At 57.6% G+C, this 17,554-nt stretch carries 18 protein-coding genes; 16 read left to right on the forward strand and 2 right to left on the reverse strand.

Annotation, left to right across the window (positions count from 1 at the left end; genetic code table 11):
* Positions 1 to 21: 21 nt before the first annotated feature.
* From IEX10_RS14620 to IEX10_RS14635, 4 genes are all read left to right on the forward strand, one after another.
* Positions 22 to 660, forward strand: coding sequence for a helix-turn-helix domain-containing protein (locus tag IEX10_RS14620; protein WP_188676852.1), 639 nt, complete (start codon positions 22 to 24; stop codon positions 658 to 660).
* Positions 647 to 2,059 (forward strand): amidase, encoded by a 1,413-nt coding sequence (locus IEX10_RS14625; protein ID WP_188676855.1) that lies wholly within the window; start codon positions 647 to 649, stop codon positions 2,057 to 2,059. The genes IEX10_RS14620 and IEX10_RS14625 overlap by 14 nt, the downstream gene beginning before the upstream one ends.
* Before the next feature lie 96 nt (positions 2,060 to 2,155).
* Positions 2,156 to 3,370, forward strand: coding sequence for an MFS transporter (locus IEX10_RS14630; RefSeq protein ID WP_188676859.1), 1,215 nt, complete (start codon positions 2,156 to 2,158; stop codon positions 3,368 to 3,370).
* Between the two features lie 31 nt (positions 3,371 to 3,401).
* Positions 3,402 to 3,791 (forward strand): RidA family protein, encoded by a 390-nt coding sequence (locus tag IEX10_RS14635; RefSeq protein WP_188676861.1) that lies wholly within the window; start codon positions 3,402 to 3,404, stop codon positions 3,789 to 3,791.
* Here IEX10_RS14635 and IEX10_RS14640 read toward each other — a convergent pair.
* The gene (locus IEX10_RS14640; RefSeq protein ID WP_188676864.1) at positions 3,779 to 4,399 is read right to left on the reverse strand and encodes a helix-turn-helix domain-containing protein; all 621 of its coding nucleotides are present in this window, start codon (positions 4,397 to 4,399) and stop codon (positions 3,779 to 3,781) included. The two genes, IEX10_RS14635 and IEX10_RS14640, sit on opposite strands and share 13 nt — an antisense overlap.
* A gap of 161 nt (positions 4,400 to 4,560) precedes the next feature.
* Between IEX10_RS14640 and IEX10_RS14645 the strand changes: the two genes are divergently transcribed.
* From IEX10_RS14645 to IEX10_RS14685, 9 genes are all read left to right on the forward strand, one after another.
* Complete coding sequence (locus IEX10_RS14645; RefSeq protein ID WP_188676867.1) at positions 4,561 to 5,703, forward strand: NAD(P)/FAD-dependent oxidoreductase; 1,143 nt, start codon at positions 4,561 to 4,563, stop codon at positions 5,701 to 5,703.
* A complete protein-coding gene (locus IEX10_RS14650) occupies positions 5,700 to 6,983 on the forward strand; it encodes a TRAP transporter large permease (RefSeq protein WP_188676870.1) in 1,284 nt (427 codons plus the stop codon). Before IEX10_RS14645 ends, IEX10_RS14650 begins: the two co-directional genes overlap by 4 nt.
* A gap of 32 nt (positions 6,984 to 7,015) precedes the next feature.
* A complete protein-coding gene (locus IEX10_RS14655) occupies positions 7,016 to 7,987 on the forward strand; it encodes a TRAP transporter substrate-binding protein (RefSeq protein WP_188676873.1) in 972 nt (323 codons plus the stop codon).
* Positions 7,988 to 7,990: 3 nt separating this feature from the next.
* The gene (locus IEX10_RS14660; protein ID WP_188676876.1) at positions 7,991 to 8,515 is read left to right on the forward strand and encodes a TRAP transporter small permease; all 525 of its coding nucleotides are present in this window, start codon (positions 7,991 to 7,993) and stop codon (positions 8,513 to 8,515) included.
* On the forward strand, positions 8,512 to 9,960 hold the full coding sequence (locus IEX10_RS14665) for a M81 family metallopeptidase (protein WP_188676879.1): 1,449 nt from the start codon (positions 8,512 to 8,514) through the stop codon (positions 9,958 to 9,960). The genes IEX10_RS14660 and IEX10_RS14665 overlap by 4 nt, the downstream gene beginning before the upstream one ends.
* A gap of 12 nt (positions 9,961 to 9,972) precedes the next feature.
* A complete protein-coding gene (locus IEX10_RS14670) occupies positions 9,973 to 11,475 on the forward strand; it encodes an amidohydrolase family protein (protein WP_188676881.1) in 1,503 nt (500 codons plus the stop codon).
* Complete coding sequence (locus IEX10_RS14675; RefSeq protein WP_188676883.1) at positions 11,472 to 12,371, forward strand: CobW family GTP-binding protein; 900 nt, start codon at positions 11,472 to 11,474, stop codon at positions 12,369 to 12,371. The genes IEX10_RS14670 and IEX10_RS14675 overlap by 4 nt, the downstream gene beginning before the upstream one ends.
* A gap of 113 nt (positions 12,372 to 12,484) precedes the next feature.
* Positions 12,485 to 12,925 carry a homoprotocatechuate degradation operon regulator HpaR gene (gene hpaR, locus IEX10_RS14680; protein ID WP_188676885.1) on the forward strand — a complete coding sequence of 147 codons (441 nt, stop codon included), beginning with the start codon at positions 12,485 to 12,487 and terminating at the stop codon, positions 12,923 to 12,925.
* 11 nt (positions 12,926 to 12,936) lie between these two features.
* Positions 12,937 to 14,100: a mandelate racemase/muconate lactonizing enzyme family protein gene (locus IEX10_RS14685; RefSeq protein WP_188676887.1), complete on the forward strand. Its 1,164-nt coding sequence runs from the start codon at positions 12,937 to 12,939 to the stop codon at positions 14,098 to 14,100.
* Positions 14,101 to 14,116: 16 nt separating this feature from the next.
* Here IEX10_RS14685 and IEX10_RS14690 read toward each other — a convergent pair whose 3' ends face one another.
* On the reverse strand, positions 14,117 to 14,707 hold the full coding sequence (locus IEX10_RS14690; RefSeq protein WP_229678571.1) for a LuxR C-terminal-related transcriptional regulator: 591 nt from the start codon (positions 14,705 to 14,707) through the stop codon (positions 14,117 to 14,119).
* 112 nt (positions 14,708 to 14,819) lie between these two features.
* Here IEX10_RS14690 and IEX10_RS14695 point away from each other — a divergent pair, with 112 nt between their 5' ends.
* The 3 genes from IEX10_RS14695 to IEX10_RS14705 are packed head-to-tail and all read left to right on the forward strand — an operon-like array spanning position 14,820 to position 17,547.
* Positions 14,820 to 16,019, forward strand: coding sequence for a substrate-binding domain-containing protein (locus tag IEX10_RS14695; RefSeq protein WP_188676890.1), 1,200 nt, complete (start codon positions 14,820 to 14,822; stop codon positions 16,017 to 16,019).
* Positions 16,020 to 16,078: 59 nt separating this feature from the next.
* Entirely contained in the window at positions 16,079 to 16,846 is a 768-nt protein-coding gene (locus IEX10_RS14700; RefSeq protein ID WP_188676893.1) for an ABC transporter ATP-binding protein, read from the forward strand.
* The gene (locus IEX10_RS14705) at positions 16,843 to 17,547 is read left to right on the forward strand and encodes an ABC transporter ATP-binding protein (protein WP_188676895.1); all 705 of its coding nucleotides are present in this window, start codon (positions 16,843 to 16,845) and stop codon (positions 17,545 to 17,547) included. Before IEX10_RS14700 ends, IEX10_RS14705 begins: the two co-directional genes overlap by 4 nt.
* The last annotated feature ends 7 nt before the right edge of the window (positions 17,548 to 17,554 follow it).

The raw sequence follows: 17,554 nt of genomic DNA on the forward strand, positions 1-17,554 counted from the left end.
ATTTTCTTATCGGAAAAAATCATGGCAACTGGCAAACCTGACATCCCCTTAGAAAACAAGCGCGCTGCTTTTGGTGCGATGGTCCAAAATCTGCGCCGCAGTCAGAACCTGACGCTTCAGCAGGTATCAGACGCAAGTGGGCTGGCGGTTTCTACGATTTCCAAAATCGAAAACTCGCACCTCTCGCCCACCTACGACGTGATGCTGAAGCTGGCACAGGGGCTTGGAACGGATATTGTCTCTATTCTGGACGGAGCATCGGCGCTTGAACCGAAACCCTCGCCGTTGGGGCGGTTGGCGGTTTGTCGCAAGAACGAACTGCCCGATCTTGACGCTGGGCATTACATGTTCAACCCGATTGCCACCCAGCTCAAAAACCGCCTGATTGACGCGACCTATGCCACGGTGCGCGCGCGGGAGTTTTCGGAATTCAAGGCACCGATCAGCCATGCCGGTGAAGAACTGGTTGTCGTTCTAAGCGGGGCCGTCGATCTTTACACCGACCTTTACGAACCGATCCGTCTGAACACAGGGGACAGCGTCTATTATGATGCGGTCATGGCCCATTGCTATGTTTCAGTCAGCAAAGACGACGCGGTGATCCTCAATATTGTTTCAGGTGCTTCAATGGATAAGGAATTTCTAAATGCTAAATCGTGAAGAGTGGGTCGCACAGGATCTGGTCGGGCTAAGTGCGCTTGCCGCAAAGGGCGATGTGTCCCGTCGTGAAATCCTGCAAACTGCAATCCGCGAGATTGAATCGCAAAACCAAGCGGTGAACGCGGTGGTGCTGACACGGTTTGAAGAGGCGCTTGACCAACTGGATAGGACCGAACAGGCGGACCGCTTTACGGGGATGCCGTATCTGATCAAGGATTTGCACGCGCCGGTTAAGGGGATGCCACTGTCTAATGGCAGCGAGAAATTTGTGGGCACCGAGATGGGGTTTGACTCCACCACTGTTTCAAGGCTGCGCAAGGCCGGTATCGCACTGTTGGGGCGCACGGCCTCGCCCGAGTTTGGCTTGACGATCACCACAGAAAGCCGCGCTTGGGGGGCGACGCGAAATCCGTGGAACCTTGAACGCAGCGCAGGTGGATCATCGGGCGGCGCGGGGGCAGCCGTGGCCAGCGGCATGGTGCCCGCGGCCCACGCCACAGACAGCGCCGGATCAATTCGCATCCCCGCAGCCTTTAACGGTCTGGTCGGGCTGAAACCCACACGGGGCGTCAATGCCATCGGCCCCCATCGCGGTGATCCCAATTTCGGCATGAGCCACGAACACGCCGTCAGCCGGACTGTGCGCGACACGGCTGTGTTGCTGGACATTACAGCCGGACCGGATGCCGGTTGCCCCTACTTTACGCCTGCCCCCGAAGGCGGATTTGAAGCCCTGTGCAAGACAGCCCCTCCGCCGTTGCGAATTGGTTTTCTGACAGACCGGTTTGATGGAAAAGCCATTGATCCCGACAGCGCAGCAGCGGTTGCGAATACCGCAAAACTGCTGGCCGATCTTGGACATACAGTCGAAGAAGCCAGACCGGACTTCGACTTTGAGACCTTGACCGCCAATGCCTTCCGCCTCCTTGTCAGTTCGCTCGCCGGATTTTTCCCGCCGGAGTTTTGCGAAGGTCCGATGGAAGGGTTTGAACCTATGACCCGCAAGTCCATGCGATATGCAGCAAATGTCGGACTGCACGAATACCTGCAACGGGCCGCAGTTGTTAACGCCGAAGTGCGCAAGATGTCCGCGTTTTTCGAAAGATACGACATTCTGATGACGGCCTCCACCAACGGCGCAGCACTTCCGCTAGGCGTGGCACATCTGGATCAGGACATCGAATTTGATGCTTTTGTTGATCTGGTTCTGGACAAAAGCCCGTTTTCGGTGCCGTTTAATGCCTCCGGCCAACCTGCGATCACGCTGCCGGTCCACCAGAGTGCGGAGGGTATGCCCATCGGTGTCCAACTGGTCAGCGCGTTCGGGCAAGACGGCAAGTTGTTGCAACTCGCCGCGCAGATGGAAGCTGCGTCTGACTGGAAAACCCTCGCGCCGTAACACCCGTTAAACACTGCCCCTGCCGGACCCTTGTGAAAGGCGGGGGCTTGTGGTTCGTTACGCGGGCCCGAGCCCAGCAAAGTAAGGTGGCGCCCCATGACAGCTATAACCCGTCCGAAAACGCATCTCGCCGTTCTGATTATTTTGGGGATCACCCATCTGTTGAATGATCTGATGCAGTCGCTTATTCCGGCGTCCTATCCGATCCTGAAAGCCGCCTATGGGCTGGATTTCACCCAAATCGGCATGATCACTCTGACGTTTCAGGTGGCGGGCGCGATGCTGCAGCCAGTGATCGGGATGATCACGGACAAACACCCCGCGCCTTATTCACCGGTCGTGGGGATGATGTTCACGCTGTCGGGGCTGGTGTGTCTTGCCTATGCGCCAAGCTATGGCACGATACTGGTATCAGTGGCGCTGATCGGGATCGGATCGTCTATCTTTCACCCCGAAGCCACGCGCATGGCGCGCTACGCATCTGGCGGGCGGCACGGATTTGCACAGGGTATCTTTCAGGTGGGCGGTCAGGCGGGTGGTGCGCTTGGCCCCGTGCTCGCCGCTTTGATCATCGTGCCTTGGGGTCAGCCGAGCCTTGCGGGGTTTGCCGTGCTCGCGCTGATGGCGATGATGTTGCTGACATGGATCGGCAGCAAACAACGCAGCATCAGCGCAGAGTTCTTCCGCCTGCGCGCAGCGGTTAATGGCGGCGGCGATGCCACAGATGCACCACGCCACGCCCCATTAACGATCGGAATCGGTCTGTTTGTACTGACCTTTCTTATGTTTACCAAGAACACCTATAACGAGAGTTTCCGCTCCTATTATACGTTCTACCTGATTGAGGAATTCGGCCTGTCCATTCCATCCGCCCAGATCATGCTGTTCATTTTTCTGCTGGCTGCTGCCTTTGGCGTGCTGATTGGTGGAATTGTCGGTGACAGGATCGGGCGGTACCGGATCATCTGGATTTCCGTCCTTGGTCCGCTGCCGTTCACCTTGATCCTGCCCTATGCAGACCTGTTTTGGACCGGCGTTCTAACGGTCGTCATCAACCTGATCATGGCCAGCGCCTTTGCCTCAATTTTGATCTACGCGATAGACCTGTTGCCCAACCGGATCGGAATGATCGGCGGTTTGTTTTACGGGCTGAACTTTGGATTGGGGGGCATCGCGGCAGCTATGCTTGGGGGGCTGGCGGACAGTTACGGGGTGGATTCGGTCTATTTGTTCTGTTCCTTCCTGCCCCTTGCCGGACTGGCAACGTGGTTCCTGCCACGGCTGAATGACGGCAAGGGACGCACCACTTAAACCTTCAATCAACACCAAAGAGGAGACTACCATGCCAATCGAAACTATCGGCGGCGCTGTGAAACTGCCGGACGGAACACCGGTTCCTTTGTCCAAAGCCGTCAAGGTCGGCGACCTGTTGATGCTGTCAGGCCAGCTTGGCTTTGGCGCAGACGGACGCATTGTGGAAGGCGGGATCGAGGCCCAGACCAAACAATGTATCGAGAACGCCAAGGCGGTTCTGGCGGAGGCCGGGTCGGATTTGTCGCAAGTGGTGAAAGCGTCGATCTGGTTAACTGACACAGCGGATTTTGCCGCGTTCAACCGCGCCTACGGTGAATACTTCCCGTCCCATCCCCCTGCCCGATCTGCCGTCTGTTCAGGGCTGATGGTTCCCGGCGCCGTGGTAGAGATTGAATTCATCGCCCATCAACCGGACTGATCAGAAACCTGTTCGTCACCGACCTGTAGGCGTTGGGGTTCTGTGCAAATGCAGAAAACCTCGGCGTCCTGCCCACCGGTGTTCAGATAGGCGTGTCCCATGGTGCTATCGAGATAGATGCTTTCGCCGGCTTTCAGTGTGACGGGCGCATAGAACTCTGAATGGACCTCTATTTCGCCTGCAATCACCACAAGGAATTCTTCGCCGCCATGCTGCTCCAAAGGACCAAAATCCGCCAGAGAAGAAGCCTTGATCGTCGCGTGAATCGGCATCATCCGCTTGTTCGTAAGGTCCGAACACAGGTAGCGGTATTCATAGTTCGGCGTATCAATTACCACCCCGTCGCCCACGCGGGACGGAGAAAACCGGCTGTTCGGCACTTGTATCGCACCGGCGCTGTCGTCCTCTCCGATCAGCTGCCCGACAGTCAGCTCCAACCCGTCGGCAAGGCGCAACAGTTTGTCGAGCGTTGGAGACAGCGCCCCGTTTTCAATCTTTGAAATGGTCGAAACCGAAACGCCAGAGAGCTTTGCAAGACCATTCAGCGTCAACTGCCGGGCTTTGCGCAAGTGTCTGAGCCGTGATCCCAAATCATCTGGTGCAGCCATGGAGATAATCCCTCTGATCGGGCGGAGTGGATGGTCATAAAACTATAACGAGATTTCCGGAAAAGGGAAGTAGTTTTCGTATACGATAATTTTTAGTTGCTTTTTGAAAATCTGCGGATAGCCTGAGATCCGTGGGAATCGCCACGAAAGGGCAAGTGTTTATGTCACAAACTACCATGACAGCCGATGTGATCGTCATTGGCGCCGGTATCGCCGGAGCCTCGGTCGCGGCCAATCTGTCCGAAAGCTGCACCGTTTTGCTGGCTGAAATGGAATCCCAACCGGGCTATCACACCACGGGCCGCTCTGCTGCGGTGTTCGCGCCAAGTTACGGACCGGAAGGGGTGCGTGCGCTGACACGGGCGTCCCGCGGGTTTTACGATGCACCGCCAGAAGGGTTCTGTGATGCGCCGCTGCTGACGCCGCGTGAAATCCTGATGATTGCGCGGGAAGATCAAGCTGCGGCCCTTGACGCGCTAATCGAAACCGCGTCCCGTGACACTGCCGTTGAACGGCTTGATGCGGCAGGCTTGCAGGACCATCAACCGCTGCTGCGCGCTGGCTATGCAAATGCAGGGATGCTTGATCGGGGCGGGCAGGACATTGACGTGGCCGCGCTGCACCAAGGGTATCTGCGCCAGTTCAAATCCCGTGGCGGCACCTTGTTGCGGGATGCCGAGGTTATTTCCCTTCAGCATGACGCCACCGGCTGGTCGGTCGACACGAAAGCGGGCACATTGAAGGCGCCAGTGGTGGTGAATGCGGCCGGAGCATGGGCGGACCAGATCGGCGCGCTGGCCGAAGCCGAGGCCATCGGGCTAAAGCCGAAACGCCGCACTGCGATGATGGTGCAAGAGCCTGCCGGCTTCACCCGTCGCGATGCGCCCATCACCATCGATATCGAAGAACAGTTTTACCTGAAACCCGATGCCGGACGGCTGCTGTTATCCCCCGCGGATGAAACGCCAAGCGATCCTTGTGATGCGCAGCCGGACGAAATGGACGTGGCGATCTGTGCAGACCGGATCATGAAAGCCTTTGATCTGGACATCCGCCGGATTGAAACCAAATGGGCCGGATTGCGCAGCTTTGTGGCGGACAAGGAACCCGTCATCGGGTTTTCCACCACGGCGCAGGGTTTCTTTTGGATGGCGGGGCAAGGTGGATATGGTATTCAGACCGCCCCCGCCGCCGGTCGTCTGGCAAGCGCGCTTGTCCAAGGAAAGCCGGTGCCAAGCGATCTGATAGATCACGGATTTGATCAAGCGCGCGTGTCCCCCGAACGCAAAGGGTTGGTCGCATGATCTGGATCGTCCCCCTTATCGCCGCCGCCTTGCTGGCCTCTGGTCTGGCGCTGGCTTATGTGATCGGGGGGGCCGCTGCGCTGACGTTTATTCTGTCAGATAACTCTCGCTATCTGGCGGTTCTGCCCCAGAAGGTTTTCTCCCAGATCAGCATTTTCTCCTTGCTTGCCATGCCGCTGTTCATCCTCGCCGGAGAGCTGATGAACCGTGGGGGCGTTACCAAATCCCTGATCGACCTGTCTATGGCATTGATCGGGCGGCTGCGCGGCGGGCTTGGGCATGTGAACATCATGACATCCGTGTTTTTCGCCGGCATCTCCGGTTCAGCCGTGGCGGACGCGGCAGCGCTGTCCAACACGCTGGTGCCTGCCATGCGGGAACGGGGCTACAGCGCGGAATATGCGGGGGCGATCACGGCAGCTTCGTCGATTATCGGCCCGATTGTACCCCCTTCAATTATCCTCATTTTCTATGGCGCCTTGATGCAGACATCCGTTGCCGCGCTGTTCGTGGCCGGTATCCTGCCCGGACTGCTGCTGGCTGCTGTTCTGTTTGCGGTGAACGCATGGTTTGCATGGCGCGAGGATCACCCCCGCGTCGAAAAAGGCGATGCCCCTGCCCTGCTGCCTGCTATCTTCAAAGCCCTGCCTGCCCTGTGCCTGCCCATCATCATCGTGGGTGGCATCGTGCTAGGCTGGATGACACCAACAGAAGCCGCTGCCGTGGCCGTGTTTGCAGCCGTCATCGCCGCTTTCTTCTATACGCCGCTGTCCCTGACCGATCTGTGGGAGAGCTTTACCCGCACCGCCATTCTGACAGGGTCAATCTTTATGATCCTCTGCGCTGTTGCGGCTTTCGGTCATCTGGCCGCGCTGGAGCGCATCCCCCAAGCCATCGCAGGTCTGGTGGAACAGATGGGACTGGGGCCGGTCGGGTTTCTGCTGGTGATGAACCTGATCTTCATCATTGCCGGAATGATCATGGATGTTCCCGTAGCACTGGCTTTGCTGGTGCCGCTGCTAGCACCTGTTGCGCTCGCCAACGGGGCGGACCCTGTGCATCTGGGGATTGTGATCTGCTTTAACCTTTGCATCGGGCTGGTGTCACCGCCTTTGGGGGGATGTCTGCTGATCGTGTCCACCGTCACCGGTGTGGACTACTGGAAGCTCGCCCGCGCGGTTATCCCCTTTATTGTCGCCGAAGTAATTGCACTTGGAATACTGGTCTTTACGCCGGAAATCAGCCTCTGGCTGCCCCGGACGCTGGGCTTGTGGAAATAAAATCAATCAACTTAACAGGGAAGGAAAATACAATGAAACTGACAAAGATCCTGACGGCCTCTGCCGTTGCACTAAGCTTTGCGATGCCCGCTACGGCAGAAGTCAAAATCGCGCTGGACAGCCCGCCTGATTTGGAAAAATCCGGCACATATGTCTGGGCCCACACCTTTGGCAAACACCTGAACGCCAACGGCATAGAAGCCGCAGAATACGAGCGCAACTCTTTGGGTGAAGAAGCAGAGCGGCTGGATCAGGTCAGTCAGGGGCTGCTCGAAGTGTCCATGTCGGACGCCAAATCCGCCGGCACGCTTGATTCCACCATTTTTGGTTCGATGATGCCCTATTTCTTTGACGATATGGACCAACTGGACACTGCCCTTGATGAAGGCGGTATGCTGGCCAAGATCAACGAAGGCACAACGCCAAAGGGCGTGCGGGTGCTTGATCTGGTGATGACCGGCACACCCACCGGCATTTTTACCACCGAAGTTCCAATCCGCAAGTTTGAAGACATGCAAGGCGTGCGGATGCGCGCACTCGACGAGGTGCAGATCAACACGTTTGAACAATGGGGATCCAAAGGCACGATCGTTTCATGGTCCGAGGTGCCAAATGCGCTGCAAACCGGCGTTGCGGGTGGTTACGTCAACCCTGCCTTTGTACCGCTGACCTACGGACACACGGCTTTCATAAAGTATTTCACCAACGCAGAGATGAGCCCTTCTGTCCGCGTCGCCATTGCGTCCGAAGACTGGTATCAATCCCTTACGGATGAAGAACGCGCAACGGTACAAGACGCCGTAGATGCGGCCCATAAAGCCAACCGCGAACTGGTGTCCGACGATGCCGAAGTGCTGAAGCAACTGGAAGAAGCGGGCATCGAAGTGATTGAGCTGACCTCTGAAGAGCGTGGCAAATTCCGCGCGGCAAGCCAGCCGCTGTACGAGTCGACCAAAATGCCCGAAGGCGGCTTGGAAGCCTGGAACACAGCGGTCGGGCGCTAAAAGATGCGGGCGATTTCCAATACACTCAACCGGCTGTCGTGGGGGTTGAACCGCGTGGCGGTGATCGGCGCCGCGCTGGCTGTGGCTGTGATGCTGGCCGCTGCCGGTTGGCAGGTGATCGCCCGTTACCTTCTGCATCAACCGCCCGTCTGGACCGAAGAGCTGGCGCGGTTCTCTATGGTCTGGGGCGGGTTGCTTGGCGCGTCCTGCGCCTATCGTTACCGGCTGGACCCGACCCTATTTCCGAACGCGCTAAAGGCACACGGGGCCAAGGGTCTGGCCTTTACACTTGCGCGGACCTTCGGGGTGATGTGCTTCATTCTGCCCATCCTGTGGTTCAGCTTCTTTGGGCCGAACACCAACCCCGCGCGGGGCTATATCGCGCGGCTGGCAGGGCGGCAAACCGAAACGATGGATCTGCCGATGGTGGTCTTTGGCATCGCCATCCCGATTGCCTTCACGATAATCCTAATTCATGTGCTGGCCGATCTGGTCAACGCTATCGCCGACTTGAGGACTGCGAAATGAAACTGTTTATGGCCTCTCTGGCAACCGAGACGAACTCTTTTTCCCCGATCCCGACAGGGTGGAGCGGCTTTAAGGAGCACCTTTACACCAAAGAAGCTTCACGTGGGGATGCGGGTCTTTACGCGGCAGCCGCAACGTTGTGGCGCAAACGGGCCGAGGCTTTGGGATGGGACGTGGCGGAAGGACTGTCCACCTACGCCCAACCTGCCGGTCCAACCGTGCGGTCTGTTTATGAAACCATGCGCGACGATATTCTGGATGATCTGCGGGCCGCCATGCCGGTGGATGTGGTTCTGATGTCGATGCACGGCGCGATGATTGCCCAAGGCTATGACGATTGCGAAGGCGATATGATGCTGGCGGTGCGCGATATCGTAGGGCCGGATGCGGTGATCGGGCTGGAGCTTGACCCCCACTGCCATCTGACGGAACTGATGCTGGAACATGCGACGGCGATCATTTGTTACAAGGAATATCCCCACGTTGACGTGGTGGAACGGGCGGAGGAACTGTTCACCCTTTGCGCCGATGCAGCAACCGGCAAGACGCAGCCCGTGATGCGGGATTATGACTGCCGGATGATGGCCATGTATCACACCCCGTTTGAACCGGTGCGCAGCTACGTGGATCGCATGTCCGCAATGGAAGGGGCGGGCGGCATCCTGTCGGTGTCTCTGGTGCATGGGTTCCCTTGGGGTGACAATCCGCGGTGCGGCGCGCGCACGCTGGTAATTACGGATGGCGATGCGGAACTGGCAGACCAACGGGCCAAAGCGCTCGGGAAGGAGCTGTGGGAAATGCGCGATCAACTGCGCCAGTTTCCCACAATGTCAGACGGATTGGATAAGGCGGTGGCCCTTAACGCAGCCCCTATTGTGCTGGCGGATTTTGCCGATAACGCAGGAGGCGGCGCACCTTCGGATTCCACCTTTGTACTGGTTGAGGCAATCAAGCGCGGCCTGAAAGATATTGCCTTCGCCACCTTTTGGGATCCGGTTCTTGTGGGCATGTGTATAGATGCCGGCGAGGGCGCGGAAATGGCAGTGCGGATCGGCGGCAAGATCGGTCCGATGTCCGGCGATCCGGTCGATTTGAACGTGGTGGTGCGCGGGATACAGCGGGACTCTGTCCAGCATCTTGGCAAGGCCGAGATGAACATGGGCGATTGCGTCTGGCTGGAATCCGATGGCATCCATATTGTGGTGAACACACGGCGCACTCAGACGTTTCATCCTGAAGCCTTCACCAATCTTGGCATGGACCTGAGCGCGATGAAATACATCGTGGTCAAATCCTCGCAGCATTTTTATGACGGGTTCGCACCGATTGCAGCCGAAGTTATCCACCTAGGCACACCGGGCGCGATAACACCTGATTTCACCATCGTACCTTTTACCAAACGGGACGGAAACTACTGGCCCAAAGTGGAAAACCCCTTCACCTAGAAAGAGACCCCCATGGCGCACAGCTTTGACATTATCCTGCGCAACGGACGCGTTATGGATCCGGAGACCGGCTTTGATCAGGTTTGCGATCTTGCGATAAGCGGCGGGACCATCGCGGCGATTGGCAGTTTTTACGGCACCGCTCCGCAAGACATTGATGCGAGCGGATTGATCGTCGCCCCCGGTTTTCTGGACCTGCACGCCCATGGCCAGTCTGTTGCTGCGGACCGGATGCAGGCCTTTGACGGTGTGACAACCACGCTGGAACTGGAAGTGGGCGCATTGCCCGTGGCGGACTGGTACGCACAGCAGGCAGAAAAGCCGCGTGCCTTGAACTACGGCACAGCAGCGGCGTGGATTTTCGGGCGCAAGGCCGCCTTTGGCGCGATCGAACTGGACGCCTCGGTCCATCCGATTGACCAGATGGGCGCAGGATCGGACGATATGGGCTGGTCCACCGAAGCAGCCTCCCCCGAAAGAACCGCCGAGATCGTCGCCCATGTGCGCCAAGGTCTGGAGGACGGTGCCATCGGGATCGGCTTGCCCAATGGCTATGCCCCCGGTGCGGGTGTGAAGGAAATGGCCGACATCTGCGATCTGGCCTATGAATACAGCTCCCCCACGTTCACCCATATCGCCTATCTCAGCAATATTGATCCGCAAAGCTCCGTTGACAGCTATGTCCGCTTGATCGGGCTGGCGGGGGCCACGGGCGCGCATATGCACATATGTCATCTGAACTCTACTTCGCTGATGGATATTGAACGGGTGGTTGAACTGGTGAAAAAGGCCCAAGCTCAGGGCCTGCCTGTCACAACCGAGGCCTATCCCTACGGGACCGGCGCAACAGTTGTCAGCGCCGGTTTTTTCATGGACCCCGATTTTAAGAACCGCACCGGTAGCGATTATTCAAACATCGAATTGATCCGCAACCACCACCGCTTTACAGGGCGCGAAGATATGCGAACCGCGCGGGAAGAAGATCCCACCGATCTGGTGATGTGGCACTTCCTTGACGTGGAAGCCAACGATGAACACCGCCGCCTGCTGGACCTTTCCGTAACCTACCCGGGCGGGTCTATCGCATCCGATGCCATGCCATGGATAAACGAGGACGGCAGCATCTATGAAGGACTGGACTGGCCGCTTCCTGAAAACGTGTCGGCCCATCCGCGATCTTCCGGCACGTTCACCCGTTTTCTGCGCGAACATGTGCGTGAACGCGAAACCATGCCCCTGATGGAGGCTCTGGCCAAATGCACCACGCTTCCGGCCAAGGTTATCGAAACCTGCGCCCCTGCGATCCGCAAAAAGGTGCGTTTGCAGGAAGGCTGCGATGCGGACATCGTTGTATTTGACATGGAAACGTTGATCGACAAAGCAGATTTCACCGCGATGAACCGCCCGTCGGAAGGGGTAAAACACTTGCTGGTGAACGGTACCTTCGTGATCCGTGACGGGAAATTGGACACCGCGGCAGCACCCGGCCAGCCGATCAAACGCGGCGCGGCGTGAGCGTCCCTGTTCTACTTGTCACAGGGTTTCTTGGCGCGGGAAAGACCACCTTCATCAATCGCCTTTTGCAACAGGACCACGGGCGCCGGATTGCTGCGATTGTGAATGACTTTGGTTCGATCAACATCGACGCCGCCCTGTTGGACAGTTCTGCGGACGGGGTGATCGGGCTGAAAAACGGGTGCATCTGTTGTTCCTTGCAAGGCGATCTGATGCGCACGCTCAGACAGGTTCTTTCACGCGATCCTGTCCCTGATCTGATTGTGATAGAAGCCAGCGGCGTGGCTGATCCTGCGGGCATAACGCAATCGCTGATGGACCCGGTGATCTGGACACAGGCGCGGCTGGAAACCGTCATCGGCATTATAGATGCTACCGATTCTGCGCGGCAGAATGATCCTTTGTGGCTGGCACAACTGCGCGGGTCTGATGTGTTGTGCCTGTCAAAAACCGCGATTGCGGACGGGGCGGACATAGACAGGCTCCGGCTGGCTGTGTCGGTTCGCGGCAACAAACTGATGCTCGATATGGAAGAGCCTATCCCGCTGGAGGCGCTGTTTATTGGCGATGCTCCGTCACGCAATCATCCAACCGTACCTGTACACCCCGAAAACCGCTTCTGCCATCTGGAGTGGCGCTGCAATGCGCCGATGGATCTGCAACAGTTTCAGACTGCGATAACCACCCTTGCTCCGATGCTGCTACGCGCCAAAGGGTTCGTGCAGTTCAAAGGCCAATCGGAAGCCACCCTGTTCCAGCTGGCGGGAAACCGTGTCGCCCTGTCCCGCGCACCGGAACACACAGACACGGGCAGCGCCCTCGTTCTGATCGGAGAACGCGGCGCGTTTGAACCTGAAGTTGTACAGAGCACGCTGGATCGCCTAGCACCACATTAAACGGCGAAACTGAAAAACGTCGTGCAAAATTCCGCTGCGGAGTCGCCGAACGCACTGGCCATGGGTCGGAAAACTGTAAAGAATGGGTAAACAATTCTATATTCGGTTTACAGATGACTTCGAAAATTCCTTCCACCTCCCGCTCCCTGCCGATTGCCCTGATGCGCGCGCGTGAAGGTGTGATGATACCCATTCGCGAGATGCTTGCGGATACTGGAATTACCGAACAGCAATGGCGGGTCTTGCGGGTGCTTTCGGAATTCGGTGCGCTGGACTCCACCACGCTGGCGGACCGCGCCAGCCTGCTGTTCCCCAGCTTGACACGGATTGCAGCAACCATGCGCGACAAGGGTCTTATTACACAAACCCGTGGTGAACAGGACCGCCGGAAACAGATCATCGCGATCACGCCAGAGGGTCAGAAAATTATCGACGACCGCACCGAAGAAGCGGTGCAAATCGTGGCCGATTTCAAAGACCGGCTCGGGCTGGAAAAATACGAACAACTTCTGGATCTTCTCGGGCAGCTTGATCCAGGACATCGCAAAGAATAGGAATACATCCCATGCGAATTATAGATATAGTCGAAGTCACAAAACCAATCGCTTCCCCGATCCGCAACGCCTATATCGACTTCTCCAAAATGACCGCCAGTCTGGTGGCTGTCGTCACCGATCAGGTGCGCGACGGACGGCGGGTTGTGGGATACGGGTTCAACTCTAACGGGCGCTATGGTCAGGGTGGGCTGATCCGCGAACGCTTCAAAGATCGCATCCTGACGGCGGATCCTGAAACTCTGTTGGATAACAGCGGAGAAAACCTCGACGGGCATAAAATCTGGGCTGCGATGATGCAGAACGAAAAACCGGGCGGGCATGGAGAACGTTCGGTGGCGGTTGGAACGCTTGATATGGCGGTGTGGGACGCGATTGCGAAGATTGCCGAAAAGCCGCTGTTCCACCTGCTGGCAGAGCGCAAGGGGATCAAACCGGACCCCCGTGTGTTTGTGTATGCGGCGGGCGGGTATTACTATCCCGGCAAGGATGACAGCGCGCTGCGCGCGGAGATGCGCAGTTATCTTGATCGCGGCTATACGGTTGTGAAAATGAAAATCGGCGGCGCGTCACTGGCGGAAGATCAGCGCAGGATCGAAGCCGTTCTGGATGAAATCGGCAGCGCGGCGCAACTGGCTGTGGATGCAAACGGGCGCTTTGATCTGGAAACGGCCATCGCCTATGCCAAGATGCTGCGCGACTACCCGTTGTTCTGGTACGAAGAAATCGGCGATCCGCTGGATTATGCCCTGCAAGCGGCCATGTCCGAATTTTACCCCGCGCCCATGGCCACAGGGGAAAACCTGTTTTCCCATCAGGACGCCCGCAACTTGCTGCGCTATGGCGGAATGCGGCCGGATCGGGACTGGCTGCAATTTGACTGTGCCCTGTCTTATGGTTTGGTGGAATATGAACGAACGCTCGATGTGCTTGCACAGTTTGGCTGGTCGCCGAAACGCTGTATCCCCCACGGCGGGCATCAGATGTCGCTAAACATCGCAGCGGGTCTGGGGCTGGGCGGGAACGAGAGTTATCCCGATCTGTTCCAACCCTATGGCGGCTTTCCCGACGGGGTTAAGGTGATCGACGGCCATATCACCATGCCGGAACTGGTTGGCATCGGGTTTGAGGGCAAAACCGATCTGATCAAAGTGATGCGCGAACTGGCGGAATAACCCACGGCGGGCAGCGTTAGTTCCGGTTGCCCGACACCACATGTTCACTGTCGATTCCGCCAAGGGAATGGAACAATCCGCCGGTGTTGCTGACGCCGAACTTCTTAAGCAGTTTGGCGCGGTAGACTTCGACCGTGCGATAGGAAATATCCAGTTTAAGGGCGATTTCCTTGCTGGTCAGACCGTCTGACAGATGGCTCAGGATTTCGCGCTCGCGGCGGGTCAGTGGCAGATAGGGGCGCACTGCGGACAGGTCGGCAAAGCTCCAAACCGCGCGCTCCAGCGGGTTTTCCGGCGTGAACGTATGTCCGCGCACACGGCACCAGAACAGGGTTGCGTCTTTACGCGCCATGATCCGTTCATCCCAATAGCTGTTGGTCGCGCGCAACTGCTGCACCCCACGGTCACGGATGTTCACGAACTCTTCCTGCGAGGGGTAGAGGATCGAAAACAACTGGTCGCACAATTCGTCCCGCGAATACCCGAACATTTGCGCAAAAGCGGTGTTACATTCGCGGATAACACGGTTCTGGGTCACGACAAGCCCCACCGGCGCATGGATAAACGCCAGTTCTGCCAAGGAGTTGTCGCCGAAATCAGAACACATACGTATTTCCACCATCTTGCCCAAACGGGTCCAATGCTGGACCTTCAAGGTTCAAGTTAAACAACGGGTCTGCGATGGGCAACCACCGGAGCGCGCGTTATGGGAGGATATTATGAAGACATTCACACGTCTGGCCGCTGCACTGGCCGGCGCGGCCACTTTTGCGAGCGCCGCATGGGCAGAAGACCCGATCAAAATCGCCCTGATCCACGGACTTTCCGGCAGCAGTTTTGAAGCTTTTTCCAAACAGGCCCAGACCGGTTTCGAACTGGGGCTGGAATATGCCACCGACGGGACCAACACCGTTAAGGGCCACCCGATCGAAGTGATTATCAAGGACACGCAGTTCAAGCCTGACGTGGCCCGCGCCGTTCTGGCCGAGGCTTATGGCGACGATGAAGTGCTGCTGGCCGTTGGCGCCACATCTTCGGGTGTGACTAAAGGGATGCTGCCGATTGCAGAAGAATACGAAAAAATTCTGATCGTGGAACCCGCAGTTGCAGACAGTCTGACCGGACCGGACAGCAACCGTTACATCTTCAAAACCTCGCGCAACTCCAGCATGGATATGCAGGCACAGGCGCTGGCACTGAAGCCGGATGAAAACCTGTTTGTGGCAACGATTGCCGAAGATTACGCCTTTGGTCAGGACGGGATCGCCGCCTTTAAAGCCGCCCTTGACGGTACGGGTGCGACCGTGGTGAGCGAAGAATACGTGCCACAGGGCACTGCCGATTTCACCGCCGCTGCCGAACGCATGTTCAACGCGCTGAAGGATAAAGAAGGCCGCAAGGTTATCCTCGTTTATATCGCTGGTGGTGGTGATGCGCCGGGCAAGATTCAGGCACTCGACCCGAGCCGTTATGGCATCGAGATTTCCATGGGCGGGCATATCCTGCCGGTTCTGCCCACCTACAAACGCTTTCCGGGCATGGAAGGCGCCGTTTATTACTACTACGAGGCTTACGACAATCCGGTGAACAACTGGCTGGTTAAGGAACATCAGGCCCGCTTTGACGGCCCGCCGGATTTCTTTACCGCAGGTGGTATGGCCGCAGCGCTGGCTGTTGTGAAAGCGATTGAGACAGCCGACAGCCTTGATACCGAAGATCTGATTAAAGCGATGGAAGGCATGTCCTGGGACACCCCAAAAGGCGAGATGACATTCCGCCCCGAAGACCATCAGGCGCTGCAATCCATGGTACACTTTAAAATCCGTGTGGATGAGAACGTGGACTGGGCGATCCCCGATCTGGTGCGCATTATCGAACCTTCGGAGATGAACATCCCCGTTGGCCGCACCAACAACTGATTGCCAAAGGACCGGCGCGCGATGGGCTGCGCCGGTCCAGACAACAGGAATTTTTCTAAATGTCCGAACCATCTCTCGTCACGCGGGATCTGACCATTCGTTTTGGGGGTCATGTCGCCGTCAATCAGGTGTCCTGCGCCTTTCATCCCGGTGAACTGACGGTTATCGTCGGGCCGAACGGGGCGGGTAAGACCACCTATTTTAACCTGATCTCCGGCCAGTTGACCGCAACCTCGGGTCAGGTTTTGAAAGGTGGGCAAAATCTGGTTGGCCTGTCGCCCTCTGCCCGTGCGCGGCAGGGTGTTGGGCGCGCGTTCCAGCTGACCAATCTGTTTCCCCAACTTAGCGTGCTTGAGAACATCCGCCTTGCGGTGCAGGCGCGCTCTGGTCACGGCTGGCGGCTGTTGCGCCGTGCAGACAGCTTTACCGAACTCACCCGAAAGGCCGAACATTACCTGGAGGCGACACGCCTTTCAGGTGTCGCCCACACTACCGCAGCCGCACTGCCCCACGGCGACCAGCGCAAACTGGAGGTGGCGCTTTTGATGGCGATGGAGCCGGATATTTACATGTTTGACGAACCCACTGCGGGCATGTCGCTGGATCACGCGCCCGATGTGCTCGACCTGATATTCCAGATCAAGGCGGACCCTACAAAAACCGTGTTGCTGGTGGAACACAAGATGGATGTAGTGCGCAAACTGGCGGACCGGATCATTGTGTTACACAACGGCGAACTGTTGGCAGACGGCGCCCCCGAGGAAGTGATGTCGAGCCAGATTGTGCGGGACGTCTATCTTGGCACCGCAACGGAGGAAACCGCGTGACCCTTCTGAGCCTGAACAATATGAAAACCGACATCGGCCAATATGCCGTGCTGCATGGTGTGACGCTGGATATTCCTGAAGGCGGCGTGTTTGTGCTGCTGGGGCGTAACGGAGCGGGCAAGACGACGACCCTGCGATCCATCATGGGGCTGTGGACCCCTACCCCCGGTTCTGTCACCTTTCGCGGTGCGGATATTACCGGCCTTCACACGGCAGATATTGCCCGCAAAGGCATCGCTTACGTGCCGGAAAACATGGGCATCTTCGGCGGCCTGACAGTCGAGGAAAACCTGATCCTTGCCACCGACAAGGGGCGGTTCGACCAAGCCCGTCTGAAACGGATATACGAGCTGTTTCCAGCACTAGAGCAGTTCTGGACCAAACAAGCGTGGAGCCTGTCTGGCGGGCAGAAACAAATGCTCGCCGTTGCCCGCGCCATAATCGAACCCCGCGCGTTGATCCTGATTGACGAACCGACCAAGGGGCTTGCCCCGTCAATCGTCGCGGCGATGGCCGAAGCCTTTCGCGAGATTTCCCAAAACGCCACGATCCTGCTGGTAGAGCAGAACTTTCACTTTGCCAAAAGCATCGGACGCGACATGGCGGTGATTGACGACGGACTGGTGGCCCATGCCGGAACAATGGCGGATTTTGCCGCTGACACTGAATTGCAAGAGCGGCTGCTAAGCCTGTCTGCTTAAGGAGTAT

It is taken from the genome of Neptunicoccus cionae, assembly GCF_014643735.1.
GTDB lineage: Bacteria > Pseudomonadota > Alphaproteobacteria > Rhodobacterales > Rhodobacteraceae > Amylibacter > Amylibacter cionae.

What these genes read in the sequence shown, in the direction of transcription:
- IEX10_RS14620 (WP_188676852.1), top strand. Translation starts at nt 22, where the DNA reads ATGGCAACTGGCAAACCTGACATCCCCTTAGAAAACAAGCGCGCTGCT.
- IEX10_RS14625 (WP_188676855.1), top strand. Translation starts at nt 647, where the DNA reads ATGCTAAATCGTGAAGAGTGGGTCGCACAGGATCTGGTCGGGCTAAGT.
- IEX10_RS14630 (WP_188676859.1), top strand. Translation starts at nt 2,156, where the DNA reads ATGACAGCTATAACCCGTCCGAAAACGCATCTCGCCGTTCTGATTATT.
- IEX10_RS14635 (WP_188676861.1), top strand. Translation starts at nt 3,402, where the DNA reads ATGCCAATCGAAACTATCGGCGGCGCTGTGAAACTGCCGGACGGAACA.
- IEX10_RS14640 (WP_188676864.1), bottom strand. Translation starts at nt 4,399, where the DNA reads ATGGCTGCACCAGATGATTTGGGATCACGGCTCAGACACTTGCGCAAA.
- IEX10_RS14645 (WP_188676867.1), top strand. Translation starts at nt 4,561, where the DNA reads ATGTCACAAACTACCATGACAGCCGATGTGATCGTCATTGGCGCCGGT.
- IEX10_RS14650 (WP_188676870.1), top strand. Translation starts at nt 5,700, where the DNA reads ATGATCTGGATCGTCCCCCTTATCGCCGCCGCCTTGCTGGCCTCTGGT.
- IEX10_RS14655 (WP_188676873.1), top strand. Translation starts at nt 7,016, where the DNA reads ATGAAACTGACAAAGATCCTGACGGCCTCTGCCGTTGCACTAAGCTTT.
- IEX10_RS14660 (WP_188676876.1), top strand. Translation starts at nt 7,991, where the DNA reads ATGCGGGCGATTTCCAATACACTCAACCGGCTGTCGTGGGGGTTGAAC.
- IEX10_RS14665 (WP_188676879.1), top strand. Translation starts at nt 8,512, where the DNA reads ATGAAACTGTTTATGGCCTCTCTGGCAACCGAGACGAACTCTTTTTCC.
- IEX10_RS14670 (WP_188676881.1), top strand. Translation starts at nt 9,973, where the DNA reads ATGGCGCACAGCTTTGACATTATCCTGCGCAACGGACGCGTTATGGAT.
- hpaR (WP_188676885.1), top strand. Translation starts at nt 12,485, where the DNA reads ATGACTTCGAAAATTCCTTCCACCTCCCGCTCCCTGCCGATTGCCCTG.
- IEX10_RS14685 (WP_188676887.1), top strand. Translation starts at nt 12,937, where the DNA reads ATGCGAATTATAGATATAGTCGAAGTCACAAAACCAATCGCTTCCCCG.
- IEX10_RS14690 (WP_229678571.1), bottom strand. Translation starts at nt 14,707, where the DNA reads ATGTGTTCTGATTTCGGCGACAACTCCTTGGCAGAACTGGCGTTTATC.
- IEX10_RS14695 (WP_188676890.1), top strand. Translation starts at nt 14,820, where the DNA reads ATGAAGACATTCACACGTCTGGCCGCTGCACTGGCCGGCGCGGCCACT.
- IEX10_RS14700 (WP_188676893.1), top strand. Translation starts at nt 16,079, where the DNA reads ATGTCCGAACCATCTCTCGTCACGCGGGATCTGACCATTCGTTTTGGG.